20 protein-coding genes are annotated in these 21,929 nt (G+C 72.6%); 7 read left to right on the top strand and 13 right to left on the bottom strand.

What is annotated here, in order from left to right:
* Positions 1-160 precede the first annotated feature (160 nt).
* Together SMD11_RS06565 and SMD11_RS06560 are read left to right on the top strand one after the other, a co-directional pair.
* A complete protein-coding gene (locus tag SMD11_RS06565; RefSeq protein ID WP_087930320.1) occupies positions 161-1,636 on the top strand; it encodes a DNA-3-methyladenine glycosylase 2 family protein in 1,476 nt (491 codons plus the stop codon).
* A 79-nt stretch (positions 1,637-1,715) separates the two neighbouring features.
* A complete protein-coding gene (locus SMD11_RS06560) occupies positions 1,716-2,234 on the top strand; it encodes a methylated-DNA--[protein]-cysteine S-methyltransferase (protein WP_087925536.1) in 519 nt (172 codons plus the stop codon).
* A gap of 44 nt (positions 2,235-2,278) precedes the next feature.
* Here SMD11_RS06560 and SMD11_RS36815 read toward each other — a convergent pair whose 3' ends face one another.
* The 3 genes from SMD11_RS36815 to SMD11_RS06545 all read right to left on the bottom strand — a co-directional run bounded on the left by SMD11_RS36815 (position 2,279) and on the right by SMD11_RS06545 (position 4,018).
* Complete coding sequence (locus SMD11_RS36815) at positions 2,279-2,851, bottom strand: hypothetical protein (protein WP_087925535.1); 573 nt, start codon at positions 2,849-2,851, stop codon at positions 2,279-2,281.
* Positions 2,848-3,159, bottom strand: a complete 312-nt coding sequence (locus SMD11_RS06550; protein ID WP_087925534.1) for a hypothetical protein — start codon at positions 3,157-3,159, stop codon at positions 2,848-2,850. Before SMD11_RS06550 ends, SMD11_RS36815 begins: the two co-directional genes overlap by 4 nt.
* 88 nt (positions 3,160-3,247) lie before the next feature.
* Positions 3,248-4,018 carry an SIR2 family NAD-dependent protein deacylase gene (locus tag SMD11_RS06545; protein WP_087925533.1) on the bottom strand — a complete coding sequence of 257 codons (771 nt, stop codon included), beginning with the start codon at positions 4,016-4,018 and terminating at the stop codon, positions 3,248-3,250.
* 143 nt (positions 4,019-4,161) lie between these two features.
* Between SMD11_RS06545 and SMD11_RS06540 the strand changes: the two genes are divergently transcribed.
* Positions 4,162-4,740: a TetR/AcrR family transcriptional regulator gene (locus tag SMD11_RS06540; protein WP_087930319.1), complete on the top strand. Its 579-nt coding sequence runs from the start codon at positions 4,162-4,164 to the stop codon at positions 4,738-4,740.
* Between the two features lie 105 nt (positions 4,741-4,845).
* Entirely contained in the window at positions 4,846-5,628 is a 783-nt protein-coding gene (locus tag SMD11_RS06535; protein WP_087925532.1) for an oxidoreductase, read from the top strand.
* Between the two features lie 166 nt (positions 5,629-5,794).
* Here SMD11_RS06535 and SMD11_RS06530 read toward each other — a convergent pair whose 3' ends face one another.
* Positions 5,795-7,492: a BCCT family transporter gene (locus SMD11_RS06530; protein WP_087925531.1), complete on the bottom strand. Its 1,698-nt coding sequence runs from the start codon at positions 7,490-7,492 to the stop codon at positions 5,795-5,797.
* Between the two features lie 147 nt (positions 7,493-7,639).
* Between SMD11_RS06530 and SMD11_RS06525 the strand changes: the two genes are divergently transcribed.
* Positions 7,640-8,779: a glycerate kinase gene (locus SMD11_RS06525; protein ID WP_087925530.1), complete on the top strand. Its 1,140-nt coding sequence runs from the start codon at positions 7,640-7,642 to the stop codon at positions 8,777-8,779.
* A gap of 449 nt (positions 8,780-9,228) precedes the next feature.
* Here the strand turns inward: SMD11_RS06525 and pssA are convergent, their stop codons facing one another.
* The 9 genes from pssA to SMD11_RS06480 all read right to left on the bottom strand — a co-directional run bounded on the left by pssA (position 9,229) and on the right by SMD11_RS06480 (position 20,161).
* Complete coding sequence (gene pssA / locus SMD11_RS06520) at positions 9,229-10,074, bottom strand: CDP-diacylglycerol--serine O-phosphatidyltransferase (protein WP_199843811.1); 846 nt, start codon at positions 10,072-10,074, stop codon at positions 9,229-9,231.
* Entirely contained in the window at positions 10,061-10,708 is a 648-nt protein-coding gene (locus SMD11_RS06515) for a phosphatidylserine decarboxylase (protein WP_087925529.1), read from the bottom strand. Before SMD11_RS06515 ends, pssA begins: the two co-directional genes overlap by 14 nt.
* Before the next feature lie 170 nt (positions 10,709-10,878).
* Positions 10,879-12,084, bottom strand: coding sequence for an acyl-CoA dehydrogenase family protein (locus SMD11_RS06510; protein ID WP_087925528.1), 1,206 nt, complete (start codon positions 12,082-12,084; stop codon positions 10,879-10,881).
* 1 nt (position 12,085) lies between these two features.
* Complete coding sequence (locus SMD11_RS06505) at positions 12,086-12,598, bottom strand: MaoC family dehydratase (RefSeq protein WP_087925527.1); 513 nt, start codon at positions 12,596-12,598, stop codon at positions 12,086-12,088.
* A gap of 5 nt (positions 12,599-12,603) precedes the next feature.
* Positions 12,604-13,569 (bottom strand): HpcH/HpaI aldolase/citrate lyase family protein, encoded by a 966-nt coding sequence (locus tag SMD11_RS06500; protein WP_087925526.1) that lies wholly within the window; start codon positions 13,567-13,569, stop codon positions 12,604-12,606.
* Positions 13,566-15,578 carry a protein meaA gene (locus SMD11_RS06495; protein ID WP_087925525.1) on the bottom strand — a complete coding sequence of 671 codons (2,013 nt, stop codon included), beginning with the start codon at positions 15,576-15,578 and terminating at the stop codon, positions 13,566-13,568. Before SMD11_RS06495 ends, SMD11_RS06500 begins: the two co-directional genes overlap by 4 nt.
* 10 nt (positions 15,579-15,588) lie before the next feature.
* Complete coding sequence (ccrA, locus tag SMD11_RS06490) at positions 15,589-16,926, bottom strand: crotonyl-CoA carboxylase/reductase (RefSeq protein WP_087925524.1); 1,338 nt, start codon at positions 16,924-16,926, stop codon at positions 15,589-15,591.
* A 432-nt stretch (positions 16,927-17,358) separates the two neighbouring features.
* Positions 17,359-18,189, bottom strand: a complete 831-nt coding sequence (locus SMD11_RS06485) for a TetR family transcriptional regulator (protein ID WP_199843810.1) — start codon at positions 18,187-18,189, stop codon at positions 17,359-17,361.
* A gap of 112 nt (positions 18,190-18,301) precedes the next feature.
* Positions 18,302-20,161, bottom strand: coding sequence for a 3-hydroxyacyl-CoA dehydrogenase family protein (locus SMD11_RS06480; protein ID WP_087925522.1), 1,860 nt, complete (start codon positions 20,159-20,161; stop codon positions 18,302-18,304).
* A gap of 350 nt (positions 20,162-20,511) precedes the next feature.
* Here SMD11_RS06480 and SMD11_RS06475 point away from each other — a divergent pair, with 350 nt between their 5' ends.
* Complete coding sequence (locus SMD11_RS06475; protein ID WP_087925521.1) at positions 20,512-21,129, top strand: HEAT repeat domain-containing protein; 618 nt, start codon at positions 20,512-20,514, stop codon at positions 21,127-21,129.
* A 197-nt stretch (positions 21,130-21,326) separates the two neighbouring features.
* A complete protein-coding gene (locus SMD11_RS06470; protein ID WP_087925520.1) occupies positions 21,327-21,782 on the top strand; it encodes an SRPBCC family protein in 456 nt (151 codons plus the stop codon).
* Positions 21,783-21,929: the final 147 nt, after the last annotated feature.

Genomic DNA, 21,929 nt, shown 5'->3' with positions numbered 1-21,929 from the left:
CACGCCCGGGGCCGCCCGTACGCCCGGCCCCGAAGCCCGGACCGCCCGTACGCCCGGCCCCGGTGCGGCACCCGCCGCCTCCGGCCGCGCCCGTACGCCCCGTACCGGAACCGTGCCCGCCGCACCGGCGGCGTCCGCCACCGCCGCCCGGCCCTTGCCCATGTACACCGACTTCGACCGCTGCGTCAGGGCGGTGCGCTCCCGCGACGCGCGCTTCGACGGATGGTTCTTCACCGCCGTCCTCACCACCCGCATCTACTGCCGCCCCAGCTGCCCGGCGGTGCCGCCGAAGGACCGGAACATGTCCTTCTACCCCAGCGCTGCCGCCGCCCAGCAGGCCGGCTTCCGGGCCTGCAAGCGCTGCCGGCCCGACGCCAGCCCCGGCTCGCCGCAGTGGAACGAGCGGGCCGACCTCGTCGCCCGCGCCATGCGGCTCATCGGCGACGGCACCGTCGACCGCGAGGGCGTCCCCGGCCTCGCCGCCCGCCTCGGCTACAGCACCCGCCAGATCGAGCGGCAGCTGCGCGCCGAACTCGGCGCCGGCCCGCTCGCCCTCGCCCGCGCCCAGCGCGCCCAGACCGCCCGCCTCCTCGTCGAGACCAGCGACCTGCCCATGGCCGACGCCGCCTTCGCGGCCGGCTTCTCCTCCATCCGCGCCTTCAACGAGACGGTCCGCGAGGTCTTCGCCCTCACCCCGACCGAGCTCCGCGCCCGCGCCGCCCACGGCCGCCCGCCCGCCGCGCCCGGCGTGCTCACCCTCCGGCTGCCCTTCCGGGCACCGCTGTGTCCCGACAACCTCTTCGGCCACCTCGCCGCCACGGCCGTCCCCGGCGTGGAGGAGTGGCGCGACGGCGCGTACCGCCGCACCCTGCGCCTCCCGTACGGGCACGGGGCCGTCGCCCTGGCCCCCCGCCCCGACCACATCGCCTGCCGCCTCGCCCTCACCGACCAGCGCGACCTCGCGGGCGCCATCAGCCGCTGCCGGAGCCTCCTCGACCTCGACGCCGACCCCGAGGCCGTCGACGAACTCCTCGGCGCGGACGAACGGCTGGCACCGCTCGTCGCCAAGGCTCCCGGCCGGCGGGTGCCGCGCACCGTCGACCCGGCGGAGTTCGCCGTCCGGGCCGTGCTCGGCCAGCAGGTCTCGACCGCCGCGGCCCGCACCCTGGCCGCCCGGCTCGTCACCGCGCACGGACAGCCCGTACGCGACCCCCTGGGCGGCACGCTCACGCACCTCTTCCCCTCCGCCGGGGAGCTCTCCGGCCTCGACCCCGCCGCCCTCGCCATGCCCGCCGGACGCCGCGCCACCGTCGTCGGCCTGGTGCGCGCCCTCGCCACCGGCGGGCTCGACCTCGGCGTCGGCAGCGACCGGGCCGAGGCCCGCGCCCGGCTCGCGGAGCTCCCCGGCATGGGCCCCTGGACCACCGGGATCATCGCCATGCGGGCCCTCGGCGACCCCGACGCCTTCGTCCCCACGGACCTCGGCGTCCGGCGCGCAGCGGCCTCCCGCGGCCTGCCCTCGACACCGGGCGCGCTGACCCGGCACGCCGCCGCCTGGCGGCCCTGGCGCTCCTACGCCGTCCAGTACCTCTGGTCCGCCGACGACCACGCCGTCAACCACATGCCGGCCCACTGACCCGCCCCGACCCACCGCCCCGACCCCACCGGTCCGGCCGCCCGCCGAGCGAGCCGCCCCGCAGAGAGGATCGCCCCCGATGTCCGACACGACGGCATCCCGCGTCCACACCGTCATCGACAGCCCCTACGGCCCCCTCACGCTCGTCGCGACCGACGGCGTCCTCAGCGGCCTGTACATGACCGACCAGCGCCACCGCCCGGCCGAGGAGACCTTCGGCCCGCGCGACGAAACACCGTTCACGCGGACGCTGCGCCAGCTCGCGGCCTACTTCGCCGGCGAGTCGACCCGCTTCGACCTCCCGCTGCGCCTGGACGGCACGCCCTTCCAGCGCCGTGTCTGGGCCGGCCTCCAGGAGATCCCGTACGGCGCGACCGTCTCGTACGGCGAGCTCGCCGACCGGATCGGGGCGCCCGGCGCCTCCCGCGCCGTGGGCCTCGCCAACGGCAAGAACCCCGTCAGCATCATCGTGCCCTGCCACCGCGTCATCGGCGCCGGCGGCGGTCTCACCGGCTACGGCGGCGGGCTGGACCGCAAGCGCAGGCTGCTCGCCTTCGAGCGCGGCGTGGCGGCTCCGGAGCAGGCCGAGCTGTTCTGAACGGGCGCGTCCCCCGGGGCCCGCGGGCCCGCCCGGACCGCCCCTCAGTCCTCCCGCTTCGACGGGCGCTTGTAGTACCGCCAGGGGAACGAGCCGGAGCCGACCTGCGTCCACCCCTCGCTCTCCATCCGGCGGTGCCGGCCGCCCACGGCGAACGGCACCCGGCGGTGCTCCCAGGGGTGGCCGGAGCGCTCCACCACATGGAACAGCGGGCCGTAGTCGACCAGCTGCCAGCCGTCCCGGCCCGCCTCGGCCAGCGCCTGCATCTCGTCGAACGCCGTCAGCGGCGTCAGCACCCGGCGCTCCGCCGCGCCGGAGGTGTCCGGGCCGGGCCCCTTGCCGGAGAACCGCTGCTGGGCGGCCTGCCGGCTCACGCCCAGGACGCGGCCCACGGTGTCCCAGCTGTGCCCCGCGGCCCGTGCGCCCTGCACGGCCTCGCGCAGCAGCCGGCTGGTCTCCTCGGCGCCCGCCCGGGTGGCGGCGACCAGGCGGAGATAGCCCTCGGGGTCGTGCTCCAGCGATTCGGCCAGGCCGTCCGGCGCGCCGAGGACGGCGGCCGCGATGGCCTCCCGGATGCGCGCGGCCTCCTCGGGGCCGAGCAGCTCGCCCTCGCTCATCGGCCCTCACCGGCCGGGGCCTCGGCGCGCAGCGGCTCCAGCGCGTCCAGCGTCCGCCGGTCCCGCTCCGCGCGCTCGGCCTCCGTCACGTCGCCGGCGGCCTCCACCTTCAGCGCGGCGCCGAGGAGGCCGATGGCGGCGACCACGATGAGGTCGGAGGCCAGCAGCACGAAGAAGGTCATGTCGTCGACGCCGTCGGCGCGCGAGATCGCCAGGGCGTTCAGGACGACCGCCAGGGGCAGCATGCCGATGACGGACGTGACGAGGGAGGTCTTACGGGCGGCCACCGGCCGCGACGAAGCGATCATGACGTCAAGATTTCCTTGACGGCGATCGTTTGTCAACCTTCCCTTGACGGGCGTCCTCGTGTCCGGGTGCCGGGGAGTCCGGGCGCCCCTACGCGCCGCCCGCGATCCGCTCCAGCAGCGCCGGGAGCGCCGTGCCGATCGGCTCGCGCATCAGCTCGTCCGCCCGGTCGTCGTACGGGGTCGGCTCGGCGTTCACGATGACCAGCCGGGCGCCGTGATCGGCGGCCAGCCCCGCGAGCGACGCGGCGGGGTGCACCTGGAGGCTCGTACCGACCGCGATGAAGACGTCGCACGCCTTCGTCACGGCCACGGCCTCGCCCAGCACCCTCGGGTCCAGGCCCTCGCCGAACATCACCGTCGCGGACTTCAGGATCCCGCCGCACGCCTCGCACGCCGGGTCCGGATCGCCGGCGGCGACCCGCTCCAGGGCCTCCGCCATCCCGGACCGCGCCTTGCAGCGGGTGCACTGCACGGACCGCGCCGACCCGTGCAGTTCGAGGACCTTCCGCCCGGGCATGCCCGCGAGCTGGTGCAGCCCGTCGACGTTCTGCGTGATCACGCGTACGGGCGTGCCGGACCGCTCCAGCCGCACCACGGCCTCGTGCGCGGCGTTCGGCCGCGCGCGCAGCGCGGGCCCGTCGCGCCGCATCCGCCAGGCCCGCCGCCGGATCTCCGGATCGGCCATGTAGTACGCGTAGGTGACGAGCTTCTCGGCCTCCGGGTCGCGCCGCCACAGGCCGTTCGGCCCGCGGTAGTCGGGGATGCCGGAGTCCGTGGAGATCCCGGCGCCGCTGAGGATCGCCACCAGCGGGCGCGCCGCGTCCTGCCGTGCCGTCCCGGTCGTCTCGCTGCTGCTCATGGCGGCGAGGGTAGGCGGGCGGGGCCGGGGCGGGCGAGGGGATTTGCGGGCATGCGCGTCGCGCCGGGCCCGCCGGCCGGCTCCCCGGGCGCGCTCCAGAAGTAATTGACCTATAGGTCAAGAACCCTGCTAGGGTGCTGTTCATGGGCAGACCCAAGCAGTTCGACCCGGACGTGGCGATCGACAAGGCCATGGGCGTCTTCTGGCGCAAGGGCTACGCCGCGACCACCCCGCAGGACCTCGTCGACGAGCTCGGCATCGGCAAGGGCAGCCTTTACCACGCCTTCGGCAGCAAGCACGCGCTCTTCGAGCGGGCGCTGACCCGCTACCGGGACACCCAGGCCGCCGCGCTGGTCGAACTGCTCGACCGGCCGGGGCCGGTGCGCCCGTTGCTGCGGGAAGCGCTGGAGCTGCTCATCGAGATGGACCTGGCCGACCCCGACCGGCGCGGCTGCTTCGCGGTGAACACGGCCACCGAACTGGCGGGCGTGGACGCCGGGTCCACCGAGCTCGTACGCCGCATGTTCGCCCGTACCGAGTCCGCACTCCGGGCGACCGTCGAGCGCGGGCAGCGTGCGGGGGAGATCGATCCGGGGCGGGACGCCCAGGCGGTCGCGAGTCTGCTGCTCGCGACCGTGATCGGCATGCGGGTCATCGCGAAGACGGCCGAGGGGCCGGAGCGGCTGCGGCGCGTCGCCGAGGCGGCGCTGACCCTCGTCTGACCGGTCGGCAGTCGCCCGTTCCCGGGGTCGCGGGGCCCTGAACGGCCCGGGCATGCCCGCCCGTACCCAGTTTTTGTACCTACAGGTAAAGAAAAAGGACGTGCCATGGACCTCCACCTCACCGGCAAGACCGCCCTCGTCACCGGCGCCAGCCGGGGCATCGGCCTCGCCACCGTCCGCCGCCTCGTCGCGGAAGGCGTCCGGGTCGTCGGCGCCGCCCGTACGATCACGCCGGAGCTGACGGACACCGGCGCCGCCACCGTCGCCGTGGACCTCAGCACCCCGGAGGGAGCCGCCACGCTCGTCGAGCGCGCCACGGCCGAGCTGGGCGGACTGGACCTGCTGGTCAACAACGTCGGCGGCGGCGACGTCGTGGAGCTCGGCGGGTTCCTCGCCACCGACGACGACCAGTGGCGGGCCAACTTCGACCTCAACTTCCTCAGCGCCGCCCGGACCAGCCGGGCCGCGCTGCCCGGCCTGCTGGAGCGGCGCGGGTCGATCGTGAACGTCTCCTCGATCAACTCCCGGCTGCCCGCGGCCGGACCGGTCGCCTACAGCGTCGCGAAGGCCGCGCTCACCGCGCTCGGCAAGTCCCTCGCCGAGGAGTTCGGACCCCGGGGCGTCCGCGTCAACACGGTCTCGCCGGGCGTGGTCCGCACCGCGATCTGGGAGGCCCCGGACGGCTTCGGCAGCAAGGTGGCGGCGGCCGCGGGCGTCGGCCACGAGGAGTTCCTCGGGCAGGTGCCGGAGCTCTTCGGGATGGCGAGCGGGCGGATCACGGAGGCGGACGAGGTGGCGGCGCTGATCGTGTTCCTGCTGTCGGAGGTGGCGGGGAACATCACGGGGGCGGACTACGTGATCGACGGCGGCACGGTGAAGACGGTCTGAGCGGGCGCCTGCGGCGGGCCGGCTTTCCTCGCTGCCCGTTCCCGTGACCGGGACCCCCTTTTCCGCGCTGACGCGCGGTGTCCTCAAACGCCGGACGGGCTGACATCAGCCCGTCCGGCCCTTGAGGACCGGGGCCCGGAGCGGGGAACAACCCCCGCGCGGCGCCCTACTTGCCGTCGTCGTCCCGGTCCCGCGCGCTCTCCGCCACCCGCCGCAGCCTCGGATGCCGCACCGGCCCCTGCTCCGTGATCGCCTCGCCGATCATCGTCCGCATCGCGCTCCGCAGCCCGTGCAGCGCGTGGTGGCGGGCCGGCCCCGCCCCCGGGTCCTCGCGGAGCTCCTTCATCAGGGACCAGCACAGGGCCAGCATCACCAGGACGAACGGCAGGGCCACCAGGATCGTCGCGGACTGGAGCGACTTCAGGCCGCCCGCCACCAGCAGCACCGCCGCGACCGCCGCCATCAGCACGCCCCAGGTGACGACCAGCCAGGTGCGCGGGTGCAGCGCGCCCCGGCTGGACAGCGAGCCCATCACCAGGGACGCGGAGTCGGCGCTGGTGATGAAGTACGTCATGACCAGCGCCATCGCGATCCAGGAGGTCAGCGTCTCCAGGGGCAGCGTCTCCAGCAGCGCGAACAGCGAGGCCTCCGCGCCGTCCTGCACCGTGCCCGCCATGTCCGCCTCGCCCGACATGTCGAGGCGCAGCGCGCTGCCGCCCATCACGCAGAACCACACCACCGTCGCCCCGCTGGGCACCAGCAGCACCCCGATCAGGAACTCCCGGATCGTCCGGCCGTGCGAGATGCGGGCGATGAACGTTCCCACGAAGGGGGCCCAGGACAGCCACCACGCCCAGTAGAAGATGGTCCACGCGCCGAGCCACTTGGAGTCCGTGAAGGCCCCCGTGCGGGTCGCCAGGGTCAGCAGGTCGTGCAGATAGCCGCCGGCGGCGGCCGGGATGGTGTTGAGGACGAACACCGTGGGGCCGAGCACGAAGACGAAGAGCATCAGGCAGGCGGCGAGCGCGATGTTGAGCGTGCTGAGCCACTTGACGCCCTTGTGCAGGCCGGAGAAGGCCGACAGGACGAACGCCGCCGACAGCGAGGCGATGATGATCAGCTCCAGGGAGGTGGAGTCCTCGGCGCCGGTCGTGATGTTGAGCCCCTTCGACACCTGGAGCGCGCCCAGGCCCAGGCTGGTGGCCGTGCCGAAGACCGTCGCGAAGACCGCGAGCAGGTCGATGACCCGGCCCGGCCAGCCGGCCGCCCGCTCCTCTCCGAGCAGCGGGACGAACGCCGAGCTGAGCCGGTTGCCGCGGCCCTTGCGGAAACCGGCGTAGGCGAGCGCGAGCCCCGACATCCCGTAGATCGCCCAGGGGTGCAGCGTCCAGTGGAAGAACGAGTACTCCAGCGCGGTACGGGCCGCGGCCGGCGTCTCCGCGCTGATGCCGCTGCCCGGGGGCGGCGCGACGAAGTGCTGGAGCGGCTCGCCCACCCCGTAGAACATCAGGCCGATGCCCATGCCCGCGCTGAACATCATCGCGATCCAGACGAGGTTGCTGAACTCCGGCTGGTCGTCGTCCCGGCCGAGCCGGATCCGGCCGAAGCGGCTGAAGGCGATGACGACGCACAGGGCGAGGAAGACGTCGGCCGCGATGACGAACAGCCAGGCGAAGTTGGACAGCACCCAGTTCAGGGCGGCCGACGACACGCGGTCGAAGGAGTGCTTGCCCAGCGCGGCCCAGGCGACCACCGCCAGCACCGCGGCGGCGCCGATCGCGACGAGGGTCATGTCCGGCGGCTCGTCCGGCGGCGGGCCGGCCGGGACGGCGGGGTCGGGCGACTCGGATGCGTCGGTGCTCATGTCACCCCACTATGGCCGGGAAGTACCGGAATGGGTGGCCTGGCACGCCGCGCACGGGCATGGGCAACCGCGCATACGTCCGGGTAGGGTCGCTGCGGCGCGACCGCCGGTGCGAGCCGCACGGCCCGGAAGCGAGGGGATGACGAGTTGTCGGACGCAGCGCGGGCGAGGCGGGTCCTGATCGCCGCGGACAAGTTCAAGGGCTCGCTGACGGCCGCGCAGGTCGCCGAGCACCTCACGGCGGGCCTGCGGGCGGCCGCCGGACCCGGGCTCCACGTCACGGCCCTGCCGGTCGCCGACGGCGGCGACGGCACGGTGGACGCGGCGCTGGCCGCCGGCTTCGAGCGCCGCGAGGCACGGGTGACGGGGCCGCTGGGCGAGCCGGTCACCGCCGCGTACGCGCTCCGCGCGGGTACCGCGGTCGTGGAGATGGCCGAGGCCTCGGGCCTGCGCCACACGCGGGGCGCCCTCGCGCCGCTGACCGCGACGACGTACGGCACCGGGGAGCTGCTGCGGGCCGCGCTCGACGCGGGCGCCCGCACGGTGGTGCTCGGCGTCGGCGGCAGCGCCACCACGGACGGCGGCGCGGGGGCGCTGAGCGCGCTGGGCGCGCGGCTCCTCGACGCGGCCGGGGATCCCGTCGGTCCGGGCGGCGCGGCGCTGGCCGGCCTCGTCACGGCCGATCTCACCGGCCTCGACCCCCGGCTCCGGTCCACCCGCCTCGTGCTCGCCTCCGACGTCGACAACCCGCTCACGGGCCCGCACGGCGCCGCGGCCGTCTACGGGCCCCAGAAGGGCGCGAGCGCGGACGACGTGGCCGTCCTGGACGCCGCCCTGGGCCGCTACGCGGCCGTCCTGGACGGTGGGGCGCTCGCGGGCGCCCCGGGCGCGGGAGCCGCCGGCGGGCTCGGCTACGGCGCCCTGGCGGGGCTCGGCGCGGCCTTCCGCCCCGGCATCGAGGTGATGCTCGACGTCCTGGGCTTCCCGGCCGCCCTGGAGTCGGCCGACCTCGTGATCACGGGGGAGGGCTCCCTGGACGCCCAGACCCTCCACGGCAAGGCCCCCGCCGGGGTGGCCGCCGCGGCCCGCGCGCGGGGCGTCCCGGTGGTCGCGGTCTGCGGCCGGGTCTCCCTGCCGGAGGAGACCCTCCGGTCGGCGGGCTTCCGCCGCGTCTACGCCCTGACGGACCTGGAACCGGACCCGTCCCGCTGCATGACCCTCGCCGGCCCCCTGCTGGAACGCCTGGCCGGACGGATCGCGACGGACGGCCTGGACGTGTCGGCGTAGCCGCTGTCCGCGCGGCCCCGCGGCTCCCGCGGCCCCTCGGTCTCCGCCGGGCTGCGCGCGATGGGCTAGCGGAGCCGTTGTCCGGGTCCTGAGGTCCGGTGGGTCTCGTGGTTCTGCCGGGGCGCGCGGCGGGTGGCCTGGACGCGTCCCCGTGGCGGAGCCACCGCCCGGCCCCTCGGCTCCCGCGCGCCCCGTGGCCTCTGCCGGAAATCCCGGCCTCCCGGCCTCCCGGCCTCCCGGCCTCCCGGCCTCCCGGCCTCCCGGCCTCCCGGCCTCCCGGCCTCCCGGCCAGGCGTACACCCAGCCCGTCCGGCGCCTGAGGACAAAAACGGGAAGGGGCGGGGCGGGGAGGAAAACCGCCCCACCACGCCCCCACCCACAAACCCCCCGAAACCCTGAGGGCCCCCGAACGAAACGTTCGGGGGCCCTCAGGGTCGTACAGGAAACCGCTACGGCAGCTGCGCCGCCCGCGCCTCCCGCCGGTTGTCACGGAACGTGTTCACCCGGCGCGCCGTCGCGAACAGCGGGATCACCGCCCCCAGGACGACCTGGAGCGCGCAGCCCGTCTGGAGCAGGAGCTCGCCGCCGGGGGCGTCGAAGGCCCAGGCCGCCAGCAGGCCCATGCTCAGCACGATCCAGCTCAGCATCGCCACCGCGAGGCGACCCCGCGGCTTCGGGTACTCGACCCGGCTGACCATCAGCCACGCCACACCCACGATCGCCAGCAGCGTCGGGATGAACGGCAGCTCCAGCAGCACGATCGAGACGACCGTCAGCGCGCCGAAGGGGCTCGGCATCCCCTGGAAGATGCCGTCGCGCAGCTGGACGCACGAGAAGCGCGCCAGCCGCAGCACCACCGCCAGCAGCACCACGACCGCGGCCACGGCCGAGACCCGCTGGTGCGCGTCGTCGGCCACCATGCCCCAGACGACCACGAAGTACGCCGGCGCCAGACCGAAGCTGATGAGGTCCGAGAGGTTGTCGAGCTCCGCGCCCATCGCCGAGCTGCGCAGCTTGCGCGCCACGAGCCCGTCGAAGAGGTCGAAGATCGACGCGAGCAGCATCAGTATCACGGCGGTGGCCGCGCTGTGGCGGGCCATGCCGCCGTCCTCGTTGCCCGTCAGGTGCGGGATGAGGACGCCGGTGGTGGTGAAGTACACCGCCATGAAGCCGCAGATCGCGTTGCCCAGGGTGAGGGTGTCCGCTATCGACAGCCGGGTGGACAGCGGAATGTCCTCCCCGTCCTCGGCCTCGGGCACCCAGGAGGCCTGTGTGTCCTGATCAATCACGGTCAAGGCGTGTCACCCCTGCCATGGTGGGCTGGCCGACCTCGACGGCGACCTCGACCCCGGCCGGGAGGTAGACGTCGACGCGCGAACCGAAGCGGATCAGACCGATCCGCTCGCCCTGCTCCACCTTCGTGCCCTGCGGCACGTAAGGAACGATGCGGCGGGCGACGGCGCCGGCGATCTGCACCATCTCGATGTCACCGAGCTCGGTGTCGAAGTGCCAGACGACGCGCTCGTTGTTCTCGCTCTCCTTGTTGAACGCCGGGACGAACCCACCGGGGATGTGCTCGACCGAGGTCACCGTGCCGGCCAGGGGCGCGCGGTTGACGTGGACGTTCAGCGGGCTCATGAAGATCGCGACGCGGGTGCGCCCGTCCTTCCACGGCATGATGCTCTGCACCACACCGTCGGCGGGGGAGATGACCCGGCCCTGGGTGATCTCACGATCGGGGTCGCGGAAAAACCACAGCATGCCCGCCGCGAGCGCGGTGGTGGGCACGGCCAGCGCCGCCCAGCGACCGGAGCGCCGGGCGCGGGTGAGGCTGACCGCCGCCGTGGCGACGGTCGGCAGGAGCCACGGCGATGCTCCGCGCGCGAGGCGGACGCGGCCGCGAGGTGCAGAGGAAGAGCTGTGGGGCATGGGTGACCTTCGTAGCGGAGGGTGCCGCGTAACGATTGGGGGACGGCGGCTTTCCGGGGATGGTATCGGTTGCGGGCGGCAACTGGCCAAGCGCCAGGGCCAGTAGATGGCCGAAGTCCGATGACTGGGTGTGATCTTCTTCTCGGTCAAATCACCCCTAATCCGATCAATTAACCCGGGAGTCGGTACTCCTCGAGTAGCCGACGCCCGATGATCATTTTCTGGATCTCGGCCGTACCCTCCCCGATGAGCAGCATCGGCGCCTCCCGGTAGAGGCGCTCGATCTCGTACTCCTTGGAGAAGCCGTAGCCACCATGGATACGGAAGGCGTCCTCCACCACTTCCTTGCAGTACTCGGACGCCAGGTACTTGGCCATTCCGGCCTCGAGGTCGTTGCGCTGCCCCGAGTCCTTCTTGCGTGCTGCGTTCACCATCATCGCATGCGCCGCTTCGACCTTTGTCCCCATTTCGGCCAGTTTGAATTGAATGGCCTGATGTTGAGCGATGGGTTTTCCGAAGGTCTGCCGCTGCTGCGCGTAGGAAACACCGAGTTCGAACGCACGCTGTGCGACACCGCAACCACGTGCGGCGACATTGACGCGGCCGACCTCGACGCCGTCCATCATCTGGTAAAAGCCCCGGCCGGTGGCGCCGCCGAGCACCCGGTCCGCCGGCACCCGCAGCCCATCCATGATCAATTCGGTGGTGTCGACGCCCTTGTAACCCATTTTGTCGATCTTCCCCGGGATGGTCAGACCCGGTTTGACCTGGCCGAAGCCCGGCTCCTTCTCGACGAGGAAGGTGGTCATCGACTTGTGCGGGGCGGTCCCCTCGGGGTGCCCCTCGTCCGTCCGGCAGAGCACGGCCACGAGGTTGGACGAGCCGCCGTTGGTCAGCCACATCTTCTGGCCGTTCAGGACGTACTCCTCGCCGTCCCGCACGCCCTTCGATGTGATAGCCGACACATCCGAGCCCAGCCCCGGCTCGGACATCGAGAACGCGCCCCGGACCTCGCCGGTCGCCATCCTCGGCAGGAAGTGGTCCCGCTGCTCCTGGGTGCCGTGCTGCTTGAGCATGTACGCGACGATGAAGTGCGTATTGACGATTCCCGACACGCTCATCCAGCCGCGGGCTATCTCCTCCACACAGAGCGCGTATGTGAGAAGGGACTCACCCAGCCCGCCGTACTCCTCCGGGATCATCAGCCCGAAAAGCCCGAGTTCCTTCAGGCCCTCGACGATCCGGGTGGGGTACTCGTCGCGGTGCTCCAGCTCCGTGGCGACCGGGATGATCTCTTTGTCGACGAATTCGCGGACCGTCGCGAGGATTTCCCGCTGGATGTCCGTCAGGCCCTCGGTCTGCGCCAGGCGTCCCATCTCACTTCTCCCGGATGATCGGCTCGGGGCGGCCGGGCTGCTCTCCGCCGCGCTCCTCGATGTACGTGGCGGTGGGCACCATCACCTTGCGCCGGAAGACGCAGACGACCGTGCCGTCCTGCTTGTAGCCCTTGGTCTCGACGTACACGACCCCGCGGTCGCTCTTCGACCGGGACGGGGTCTTGCCCAGCACCGTCGTCTCGCCGTAGATCGTGTCGCCGTGGAAGGTCGGCGCGATGTGCTTGAGCGACTCGACCTCCAGATTCGCTATCGCCTTGCCCGAGACGTCCGGTACCGACATTCCCAGCAGCAGCGAGTAGACGTAGTTCCCCACCACGACGTTCCTGCCGAAATCGGTGGTCTTCTCCGCGTAGTTGCCGTCCAGGTGCAACGGGTGGTGATTCATGGTGAGCAGGCAGAAAAGGTGGTCGTCGTACTCGGTGACCGTCTTTCCGGGCCAGTGCTTGTACACGTCGCCCACGGTGAACTCTTCGTAGGTGCGGCCGAACTGCATGGTGCTCAGGCCTCCGGGATCTCGAAGACGGACTTGCGTACCATGCCCGCCGCCCGGCCCTTGCCGGCGATGACCAGGGCCATCTTCCGGCTCGCCTCGTCGATCATCTCGTCGCCGAGCATCGCCGAGCCCTTCCTGCCGCCGGCCTCGGAGGTGCACCAGTCGTACGCGTCCAGGATCAGCTCGGCGTGGTCGTAGTCCTCCTGCGAGGGCGAGAAGACCTCGTTGGCCGCCTCGACCTGGCCGGGGTGCAGCACCCACTTGCCGTCGAAGCCCAGCGCGGCGGCCCGGCCCGCGACCTCGCGGTAGCCGTCCACGTTCCTGATCTGGAGGTACGGACCGTCGATCGCCTGGAGGTCGTTGGCCCGCGCCGCCATCAGGATGCGCATCAGGATGTAGTGGTAGGCGTCCGCCGGGTAGCCGGGCGGCTGCTCGCCGACGACCAGGGACTTCATGTTGATCGACGCCATGAAGTCGGCCGGCCCGAAGATGATCGTCTCCAGCCGGGGCGACGCGGTGGCGATGTCGTCCACGTTGATCAGGCCCTTGGCGTTCTCGATCTGCGCCTCGATGCCGATCCGCCCGACCTCGAAGCCCATGGCCTTCTCGATCTGCGTGAGCAGCAGGTCCAGGGCGACGACCTGCTGGGCGTCCTGCACCTTCGGCAGCATGATGCAGTCCAGGTTCTGGCCCGCGCCCTCCACGACCGTGATGACGTCCTGGTACGTCCAGTGCGTCGTCCAGTCGTTGACCCGCACGACCCGGGTCTTGCCCGTCCAGTCGCCGGTGTTCAGCGCCTCGACGACGGTGTGCCGGGCGCCTTCCTTGGCCAGCGGCGCGCACGCGTCCTCCAGGTCGAGGAAGACCTGGTCGGCGGGGAGGCCCTGGGCCTTCTCCAGGAAGCGGGGGTTGCTGCCGGGGACGGCGAGGCAGGAGCGGCGCGGCCGCAGACGGTTGACAGGCGAAGTCATGCGGGGACCTCCAGTGGGTCGAGGTGGTTCGCTTTCCGGATCTCGTCGACGATACGGCCGATGATCTCCGTGATACCGAAGTCCTTGGGGGTGAAAACGGCCGCGACGCCGGCCGACCGCAGAGCGGCGGCGTCCGCGGACGGGATGATGCCACCGACGATCACGGGCACCTCCTCCGCCCCGGTGCTCCGCAGCCGGGTCAGGACGTCCGGCACCAGCTCGGCGTGCGAGCCGGAGAGGATGGACAGGCCGACGCAGTGCACGTCCTCGGCGACGGCCGCGGAGACGATCTGCTCGGGGGTCAGCCGGATGCCCTGGTAGACGACCTCGAAGCCGGCGTCCCGGGCGCGTACGGCGATCTGCTCGGCGCCGTTGGAGTGGCCGTCCAGGCCCGGCTTGCCGACCAGCAGGCGGAGCCTGCCGCCGCCCAGGTCCCGCGCGGTCCGGGCGACCTTCGCGCGGACGGCCGCGAGCGGGGTGCCCGCCTCCGCCGTGACGGCCACGGGGGCGCTGCTGACGCCCGTGGGGGCGCGGAACTCGCCGAAGACGTCCCGCAGCGCCCATGACCACTCGCCGGTCGTCACACCGGCGCGTACGCACTCCAGGGTGGCGGCCATCAGGTTGTCCGAGCCGGCGGCCGTCTTCTTGAGCACCGACAGGGCCTCCTGGGCGCGGCCCTCGTCGCGGTCGTCGCGCCAGCGGTGCAGCGCCGCGACCACCCGGGCCTCGTTGGCCGGGTCCACCGTCATGATCGCGGTGTCGAGGTCGGCGGTGAGCGGACTGGTCTCGGTCGACTCGTAGCAGTTGACCCCGACGATCTTCTCCTCGCCGCTCTCGATCCGGGCCCGCCGCTCGGCGTGCGAGGAGACCAGCTGCGACTTGAGGTAGCCGGACTCGACGGCCGCCATCGCGCCGCCCATCGCCTGGATCCGCTCGATCTCGGCGAGGCACTCGTCGACCAGCGCGCCCACCTTGCCCTCGATCACGTGCGACCCGGCGAAGATGTCCTCGTACTCCAGCAGGTCGCTCTCGTGGGCGAGGACCTGCTGGATGCGCAGTGACCACTGCTGGTCCCAGGGCCGGGGCAGCCCCAGCGCCTCGTTCCAGGCGGGGAGCTGCACGGCGCGGGCGCGGGCGTCCTTGGAGAGGGTGACGGCCAGCATCTCCAGGACGATCCGCTGGACGTTGTTCTCCGGCTGGGCCTCGGTCAGGCCCAGGGAGTTGACCTGGACGCCGTAGCGGAAGCGGCGCTGCCGGGGGTCCTCGATGCCGTAGCGCTCGCGGGTGACGTGCTCCCAGATGCGGCCGAAGGCGCGCATCTTGCACATCTCCTCGATGAAGCGGACGCCCGCGTTGACGAAGAAGGAGATCCGGGCGACGACGTCGCCGAACCTCTCCTCCGGCACCTGCCCGGAGGCCCGCACCGCGTCCAGCACGGCGATGGCCGTGGACATCGCGTACGAGATCTCCTGGACGGGCGTGGCGCCCGCCTCCTGGAGGTGGTAGCTACAGATGTTGATCGGGTTCCACTTGGGGATGTGCGCCACCGTGTACGTGATCATGTCGGTGGTCAGCCGCAGGGACGGCCCCGGCGGGAAGACGTGCGTCCCGCGCGAGAGGTACTCCTTGACGATGTCGTTCTGCGTCGTCCCGGCCAGCCGGCCGATGTCGGCGCCCTGCTCCTCCGCGACCACCTGGTACATGGCCAGCAGCCACATGGCGGTGGCGTTGATGGTCATGGAGGTGTTCATGCGGTCCAGCGGGATGTCCTGGAACAGCCGCCGCATGTCACCGAGATGGGCGACCGGGACCCCGACCCGGCCCACCTCGCCGCGGGCGAGGATGTGGTCCGGGTCGTAGCCGGTCTGCGTCGGGAGGTCGAAGGCGACCGAGAGGCCGGTCTGGCCCTTGGCGAGGTTGCGGCGGTAGAGCTCGTTGGACGCCTCGGCGGTGGAGTGGCCGGCGTACGTCCGCATGAGCCAGGGCCGGTCCTTGTGGCGGTCGGTCATAACCCGTTTCTCACACGTTCCGGAAGCGGTTGATGGCGTCGATGTGCCGTGCCCGCATCTCCTCGTCGCGGACCCCCATCCCCTCCTCGGGGGCGAGGGCGAGGACGCCGACCTTGCCCTGGTGGAGGTTGCGGTGCACGTCGTAGGCGGCCTGGCCGGTGTCCTCCAGGCGGTACGTCTTGGACAGCGTGGGGTGGATCTTTCCCTTGGCGATCAGGCGGTTGGCCTCCCACGCCTCGCGGTAGTTGGCGAAGTGCGAGCCGACGATCTTCTTCAGGGACATCCACAGGTAGCGGTTGTCGTACTCGTGGTTGTAGCCGGAGGTCGAGGCGCAGGTGACGATCGTGCCGCCCTTGCGGGTGACGTAGACCGAGGCGCCGAAGGTCTCGCGGCCCGGGTGCTCGAAGACGATGTCGACGTCCTCGCCTCCGGTGAGTTCGCGGATGCGCTTGCCGAAGCGCTTCCACTCGCGGGGGTCCTGCTCGTGCTCGTTCTTCCAGAACCTGTAGTCCTCGGCGGAGCGGTCGATGATCGCCTCGGCGCCCATCCGCCGGCAGATCTCCGCCTTCTTGTCGCTGGAGACGACGCAGATGGGGTTGGCGCCGCCGGCGAGCGCGAACTGGGTGGCGTACGAGCCGAGTCCGCCGCTCGCGCCCCAGATGAGGACGTTGTCGCCCTGCTTCATGCCGGCGCCGTTGCGGGAGACGAGCTGGCGGTAGGCGGTGGAGTTGACCAGCCCCGGCGCCGCCGCCTCCTCCCAGCTCAAGTGGCGCGGCTTGGGCATCAGCTGGTTGGACTTCACCAGCGCGATCTCCGCCAGGCCGCCGAAGTTGGTCTCGAAGCCCCAGATGCGCTGCTCGGGGTCGAGCATCGTGTCGTCGTGGCCGTCGGCCGACTCCAGCTCCACGGACAGGCAGTGCGCGACGACCTCGTCGCCCGGCTTCCAGGCGTTGACGCCGGGGCCGGTGCGCAGCACGACGCCCGCGAGGTCGGAGCCGATGACGTGGTACGGCAGGTCGTGCCGCCTGGCCAGCGGGGAGAGTTTGCCGTAGCGCTCCAGGAAGGCGAAGGTCGACAGCGGCTCGAAGATCGAGGTCCAGACGGAGTTGTAGTTCACCGAGCTGGCCATGACGGCCACGAGCGCCTCACCGGGCCCGAGTTCGGGCACCGGCACCTCCTCGACGTGCAGCGACTTGCGTGGGTCCTTCTCGCGGGTGGTCAGGCCCTCGAACATGCCGGCCTCGTCCTTGTGCACGGTCACCGCGCGGTAGGACTCGGGGACGGTCAGGGCTGCGAAGTCCTCGGGCGTGGTGTCCGGCGAGAGGATCGCGTCGAGTATCTGGTTCACGGTATTGCCTCCGGCGAAGCACGTCGGGAAACGGCTTGAGGGAACGTCGGGGGTGGTGCGGAAGGTGGAACAGAGGCGGTGCCGTCGGTTCGGCGGTGGTGCGAAGAGCTGTGCCTGGCGCGGGTGGCGCCGGGGTGAGCGCCCAGCGGTGGCTGGGGAGGGGCCTGTGACGCAGGCGTCCGGGCGCACGGCGTACGGATGAGGTACTTGTGGGGACAGCCGGCGCACGACATTTGGGTCTGCGCGCCGGCCGCCCGGACACCCACAACGTATGGCACCGCGTGCCATGCGACAAGACACTGGGTGCCAACAATTTCTCTCAGATGTCATCCGGGTGGCACGTATGAGCAACGCGCGGGCCATGCGCGAACGGGGCGGGAACGACAAAAGCCGCCCCTGGGGGCGGCTCTTGTCCGTCTATATCGGTATGTGTCAGCTCTTCTTGAGCACCTTCTCGATGGCGCGCATGACCTCGCCCAGCGGCGCGTCCGTGCGGGCCACCGTCACCAGCACCTCGCCCTCCGCCCGCGCCGACACGGCCGGGGAGTCCTCCTGCGCGCTCCGGCCGACGCCGATGCCCGCGCCGAAGGTGTCCCGCACGATCGCGAAGGCGTGGTCGAGCTGGGTCTCCACGTCACCCACGCCGCCACCGCGCAGCCAGCGCCGCAGCACGTGGTTGTGCGCCGTGACGACCGCGGAGGCGGCGACCTCGGCCAGCAGCGGGTCGTCGTCGCCGACATGGTGGGCGGTCTCGTCGAAGTGGCCGAGGAGGTAGCGGGTGAACAGGCGCTCGTAGCGCGCCACGGAGGCGATCTCCCGCTCGCGCAGGGCGGGCACCTCCCGGGTCAGGCGGTAGCGCTCGACGGAGACCGCGGGGGAGGCCGCGTACATCCGCATGACCTCCTTGATCCCGCGGCAGACCGTGTCGAGCGGGTTCTCGTGGGCGGGGGCCGCGTCGAGGACGCCGGCCGCGCGCACGAGGGTGTCGTCGTGGTCGGGGAAGATGGCCTCTTCCTTGGAGCGGAAGTGCCGGAAGAAGGTCCGCCGGGCGACCCCGGCCGCGGCCGCGATCTCGTCGACGGTCGTCGCCTCGTAGCCCTTCGTCGCGAACAACTCCATCGCGGCCGCGGCGAGTTTGCGGCGCATGGAGAGCCGCTGGGCGGCGGCGCGGCGGCTGCCTGCGCTCTCGGTGCCGACGTGCGGCTCCCGGGGTTCTTCGACGGCCGTGCGGGTGGGCCGGGCGGCCTTGGCGGGCTGGGACATGTGGGGAACGTAACACGCGTCCGCGCGGGCGCGCCGGGGCGGACCTCCCCCGGCCGGCGCGGGGAGGTGTCCCCGCGCCGGTTCCAGCAGTCCGCCCCAGCCCGGCTCGCCGTCAGGCCTTCGCATACTCGCGGAAGCCGCGGCCCGTCTTGCGGCCCAGGCAGCCCGCCGCCACCAGGTGCTCCAGCAGCGGCGCCGGCGCGAGCCCCGGGTCGCGGAACTCCCGGTGCAGGACCTTCTCGATGGCGAGCGAGACATCGAGCCCCACCACGTCCAGGAGCTCGAACGGGCCCATCGGATAGCCGCCGCCGAGCTTCATCGCCGCGTCGATGTCGTCGGGCGACGCGTAGTGCTCCTGCACCATCTTGACCGCGTTGTTCAGGTACGGGAACAGCAGCGCGTTGACGATGAAGCCGGCCCGGTCCCCGCAGTCCACGGGGTGCTTGCGGACCCGGGCGCACACCGTGCGGGCCGTGGCGTGCACGTCGTCGGAGGTGAGGACCGTACGGACCAGCTCGACGAGCTTCATCGCGGGTGCCGGGTTGAAGAAGTGCATCCCGATCACGTCGGCCGGCCGCGAGGTGGCGCGGGCGCAGGCGATGACGGGCAGCGAGGAGGTGGTGGTCGCCAGCACCGCGCCCGGCTTGCAGACCTTGTCGAGCGCGGCGAACAGCTGCTGCTTGACCGCCAGGTCCTCCGCCACCGCCTCGACGGCCAGGTCCACCTCCGCCAGCGCGTCGAGCGAGTCCGCCGGGGTGATCGCGGCGAGCGCGCCCTCCCGCTCCACGGCCGTGAGCCGGCCCTTCTCCACCGACCGGGCCAGGGACTTCGCCACCTTCGCCTTCGCCGCCCCGGCCTTCTCGGCCGTACGGGCCGCGAGCACGACCCCGTACCCCGCCTTCGCGAAGACCTCGGCGATGCCCGCGGCCATCGTCCCCGAGCCGACGACGCCGACCGAGCGCACCTCGCGCCCGGCCGCGCTCCGGGCGGCGCCGTCCGCCGGCGCGCCCGGGGTCCGCGCGTCGGCCACGACGACCGCCGAGTCCGGCCCGTCGTAGGTGTAGAACCCCCGGCCCGCCTTGCGGCCGGTCAGCCCGGCCTCGGCGAGCTGGGCGAGGACCGGCGCGGGCGCGTGCAGCCGGTCGTGCGAGGCCGCGTACATCGCCTCCAGGACCGTACGGGCGGTGTCGATCCCGATCAGGTCGAGCAGGGCGAGCGGGCCCATCGGCAGACCGCAGCCCAGCCGCATCGCCGCGTCGATGTCCTCGCGGGTGGCATAGCGCGACTCGTACATCGCGGCGGCCTGGTTGAGGTAGCCGAACAGCAGCCCGTCGGCGACGAACCCGGGCCGGTCCCCGACCGCCACCGGCACCTTGCCGAGCTCGCGGGCGAGCGCGGTGACGGCCGCGACGGCCGCCGGCGCGGTGAGCACCGAGGAGACGACCTCCACCAGCTTCATCGCCGGCGCGGGGTTGAAGAAGTGCAGGCCGAGCACCCGCTCGGGGCGGGCGGAGTCGGCGGCGAGCCGGGTGACGGACAGCGCGTTGGTGCCGGTCGCCAGGATCGTGCCGGGCCGCACCACCGCGTCCAGGGCGGTGAACACCTCGTGCTTGAGCGCGTAGTCCTCCGGCACCACCTCGATCACCAGGTCGGCGTCGGCGGCCTCGCGCAGCTCGCGGGAGGTGCGGAAGCGGGCCAGCGCCGCCTGCCGCTCCTGCTCGGTGATCCGCTCGCGCCGGACCGCGCGGGCGGTCGTGACCTCCAGCGCCCGGACGGCGCGCGCGGCGGCCGCCCCGGAGACGTCGATGCCGATGACCTTGCGGCCGGAGCAGGCGAGCACACCGGCGATGCCGGTGCCCATGGTGCCGAGGCCGACCACCGCGACGGTGCGGATGGCCTGTGCCCCAGGAGCGTCGGGAGCGGCGGGGGCGGTCGGGAGCGGGGAGGGCGGAGGGGTGGACGGACGGTCCATCGCAAGACTCCAGAAGGTGTTCCCCGTGCGCGGGGGATGCGTCGGTTGGGTGCCGGTCGGGTGAGCGGTCACCGGCGGACCGCGCCGACCGTGGGATTTCCGGGTACGGGTAAGGAGCGCCCACGGAAAGGAAGTTGTGCGGCGGCGGGCCTGTCCCGGGCCCTGCCGTGAAGAGATGCCGAACCGACGAACCGACGTCGAGGTCGGAGCGATGGGCGGCTGCGTCACCAGGCCGCCCGAGCGGGGGTACCGCTCTTGCCGGGAGATTAACTCACGGGTAACCAAGAGCGCCAGGGGGCGGGTGCGCGACTTACGATGTGGTCCAGGCCACTCGGGGAGGAGAGCGGGCAATGGAAGAGGAATTTCGCGCGCTGTTGAAGCGCGTACGGGCCGAACTGGTCAGCCCCACCGAGTTCGCGGCCTTCGAGGGGCTGCTCGCCCTCGTCCGCGGGGGCGACCGCGGCGCCCGCGCCGAGGGCCGCGCCCGGCGGCGCGACGAGCTCGCCGCGCTGCTCGTGGCCTCCGAACAGCCGCTGTGGGCGCGGGAGATCGCCGCCTTCGCACTCGGCGCGGAAGGGGACCGGCGCGCCTTCGAGACCCTCGTCCTCCTCCTCAACTACCGCGAACCGGTGCGCTGCGCGACCGCCGCCGCGGTCCTCGCCCGCCTCGGCGACCCCCGCACGGCCCGCGCGGCGGCCGCCCTCGCCACGAACCCGCTGCGCACGGCCTACGCCCTGCACCCCGTCCGGCTGCTGACCGAGCTGCGCGCCCCCGAGTCCGTGCCGGCCCTGGTCGCCACCCTGGAGCGGCTCCTCGCGGCGCGCGACCACTGCTGGCCGGTGGCGCGGGCGTGCGTGGAGGGGCTGGGGGCGCTGGGGGACCGGCGGGCGGAGGACGTGCTCGTCGCCGCGCGGCGGCACGACCGGTTACGGGTGGCCGCGCACGAGGCGCTGGCGAGGCTGGGCTAGCCGGTCCTCCCCTGCCGGGCGGGCCGGCCCTCCGGCCCGCCCGGCAGGGGAGGGCACCACGCTCGTACAGCTCCATTCGAGCCGGGAACTCATGTTCCCGAAAGGCGCTCCGCCCCGGATTTGGGCGGCCGTGACGATGGTGGTTGGCTGGGGCGCACAGGCAGAAACGCCAAGCACGACGTCCGGGAGGACAAGCCATGGGCCAGGTCGAGGCCACCACGGAGCGGATCATCGCGGCGGACCCGGAGGAGGTGTTCGACGCGCTGGCGGACTACACCGGCACCCGGGCCAAGCTGCTGCCCGAGCACTTCAGCGAGTACGAGGTGCGCAAGGGCGGCGACGGCGAGGGCACCCAGGTGCACTGGAAGCTCCAGGCCACCAGCAAGCGGGTCCGCGACTGTCTGCTGGAGGTCACGGAGCCGACCACCGGACAGCTGGTCGAGAAGGACCTCAACTCCTCCATGGTCACCACCTGGACCGTCACCCCCGCCGGCGAGGGCAAGGCCCGCGTCGTGGTCTCCACCGTCTGGAACGGCGCGACCGGCATCGGCGGCTTCTTCGAGCGGACCTTCGCGCCCAAGGGTCTCGGCCGCATCTACGACGCCCTGCTGGTGAACCTCGCCGCGGAGACGGAGAAGGGCGCGGGCAAGTAGCGGACGCGGGGCGGCCCGGGTGGCGGGGCGGAAACAGTGACCTAGGAGCTTCACCGTTTCGAGTGGTTTCCCCCGCGCCGAGGCGGGGTGCCGTATGCCTCCCACCGGCGAAAAGCCGCACAGGGGACACTCTCCGGGCAATCGTCG

Source organism: Streptomyces albireticuli (assembly GCF_002192455.1).
Taxonomy (GTDB): domain Bacteria; phylum Actinomycetota; class Actinomycetes; order Streptomycetales; family Streptomycetaceae; genus Streptomyces; species Streptomyces albireticuli_B.
This window is presented reverse-complemented; position numbering and strand designations above follow the sequence as displayed.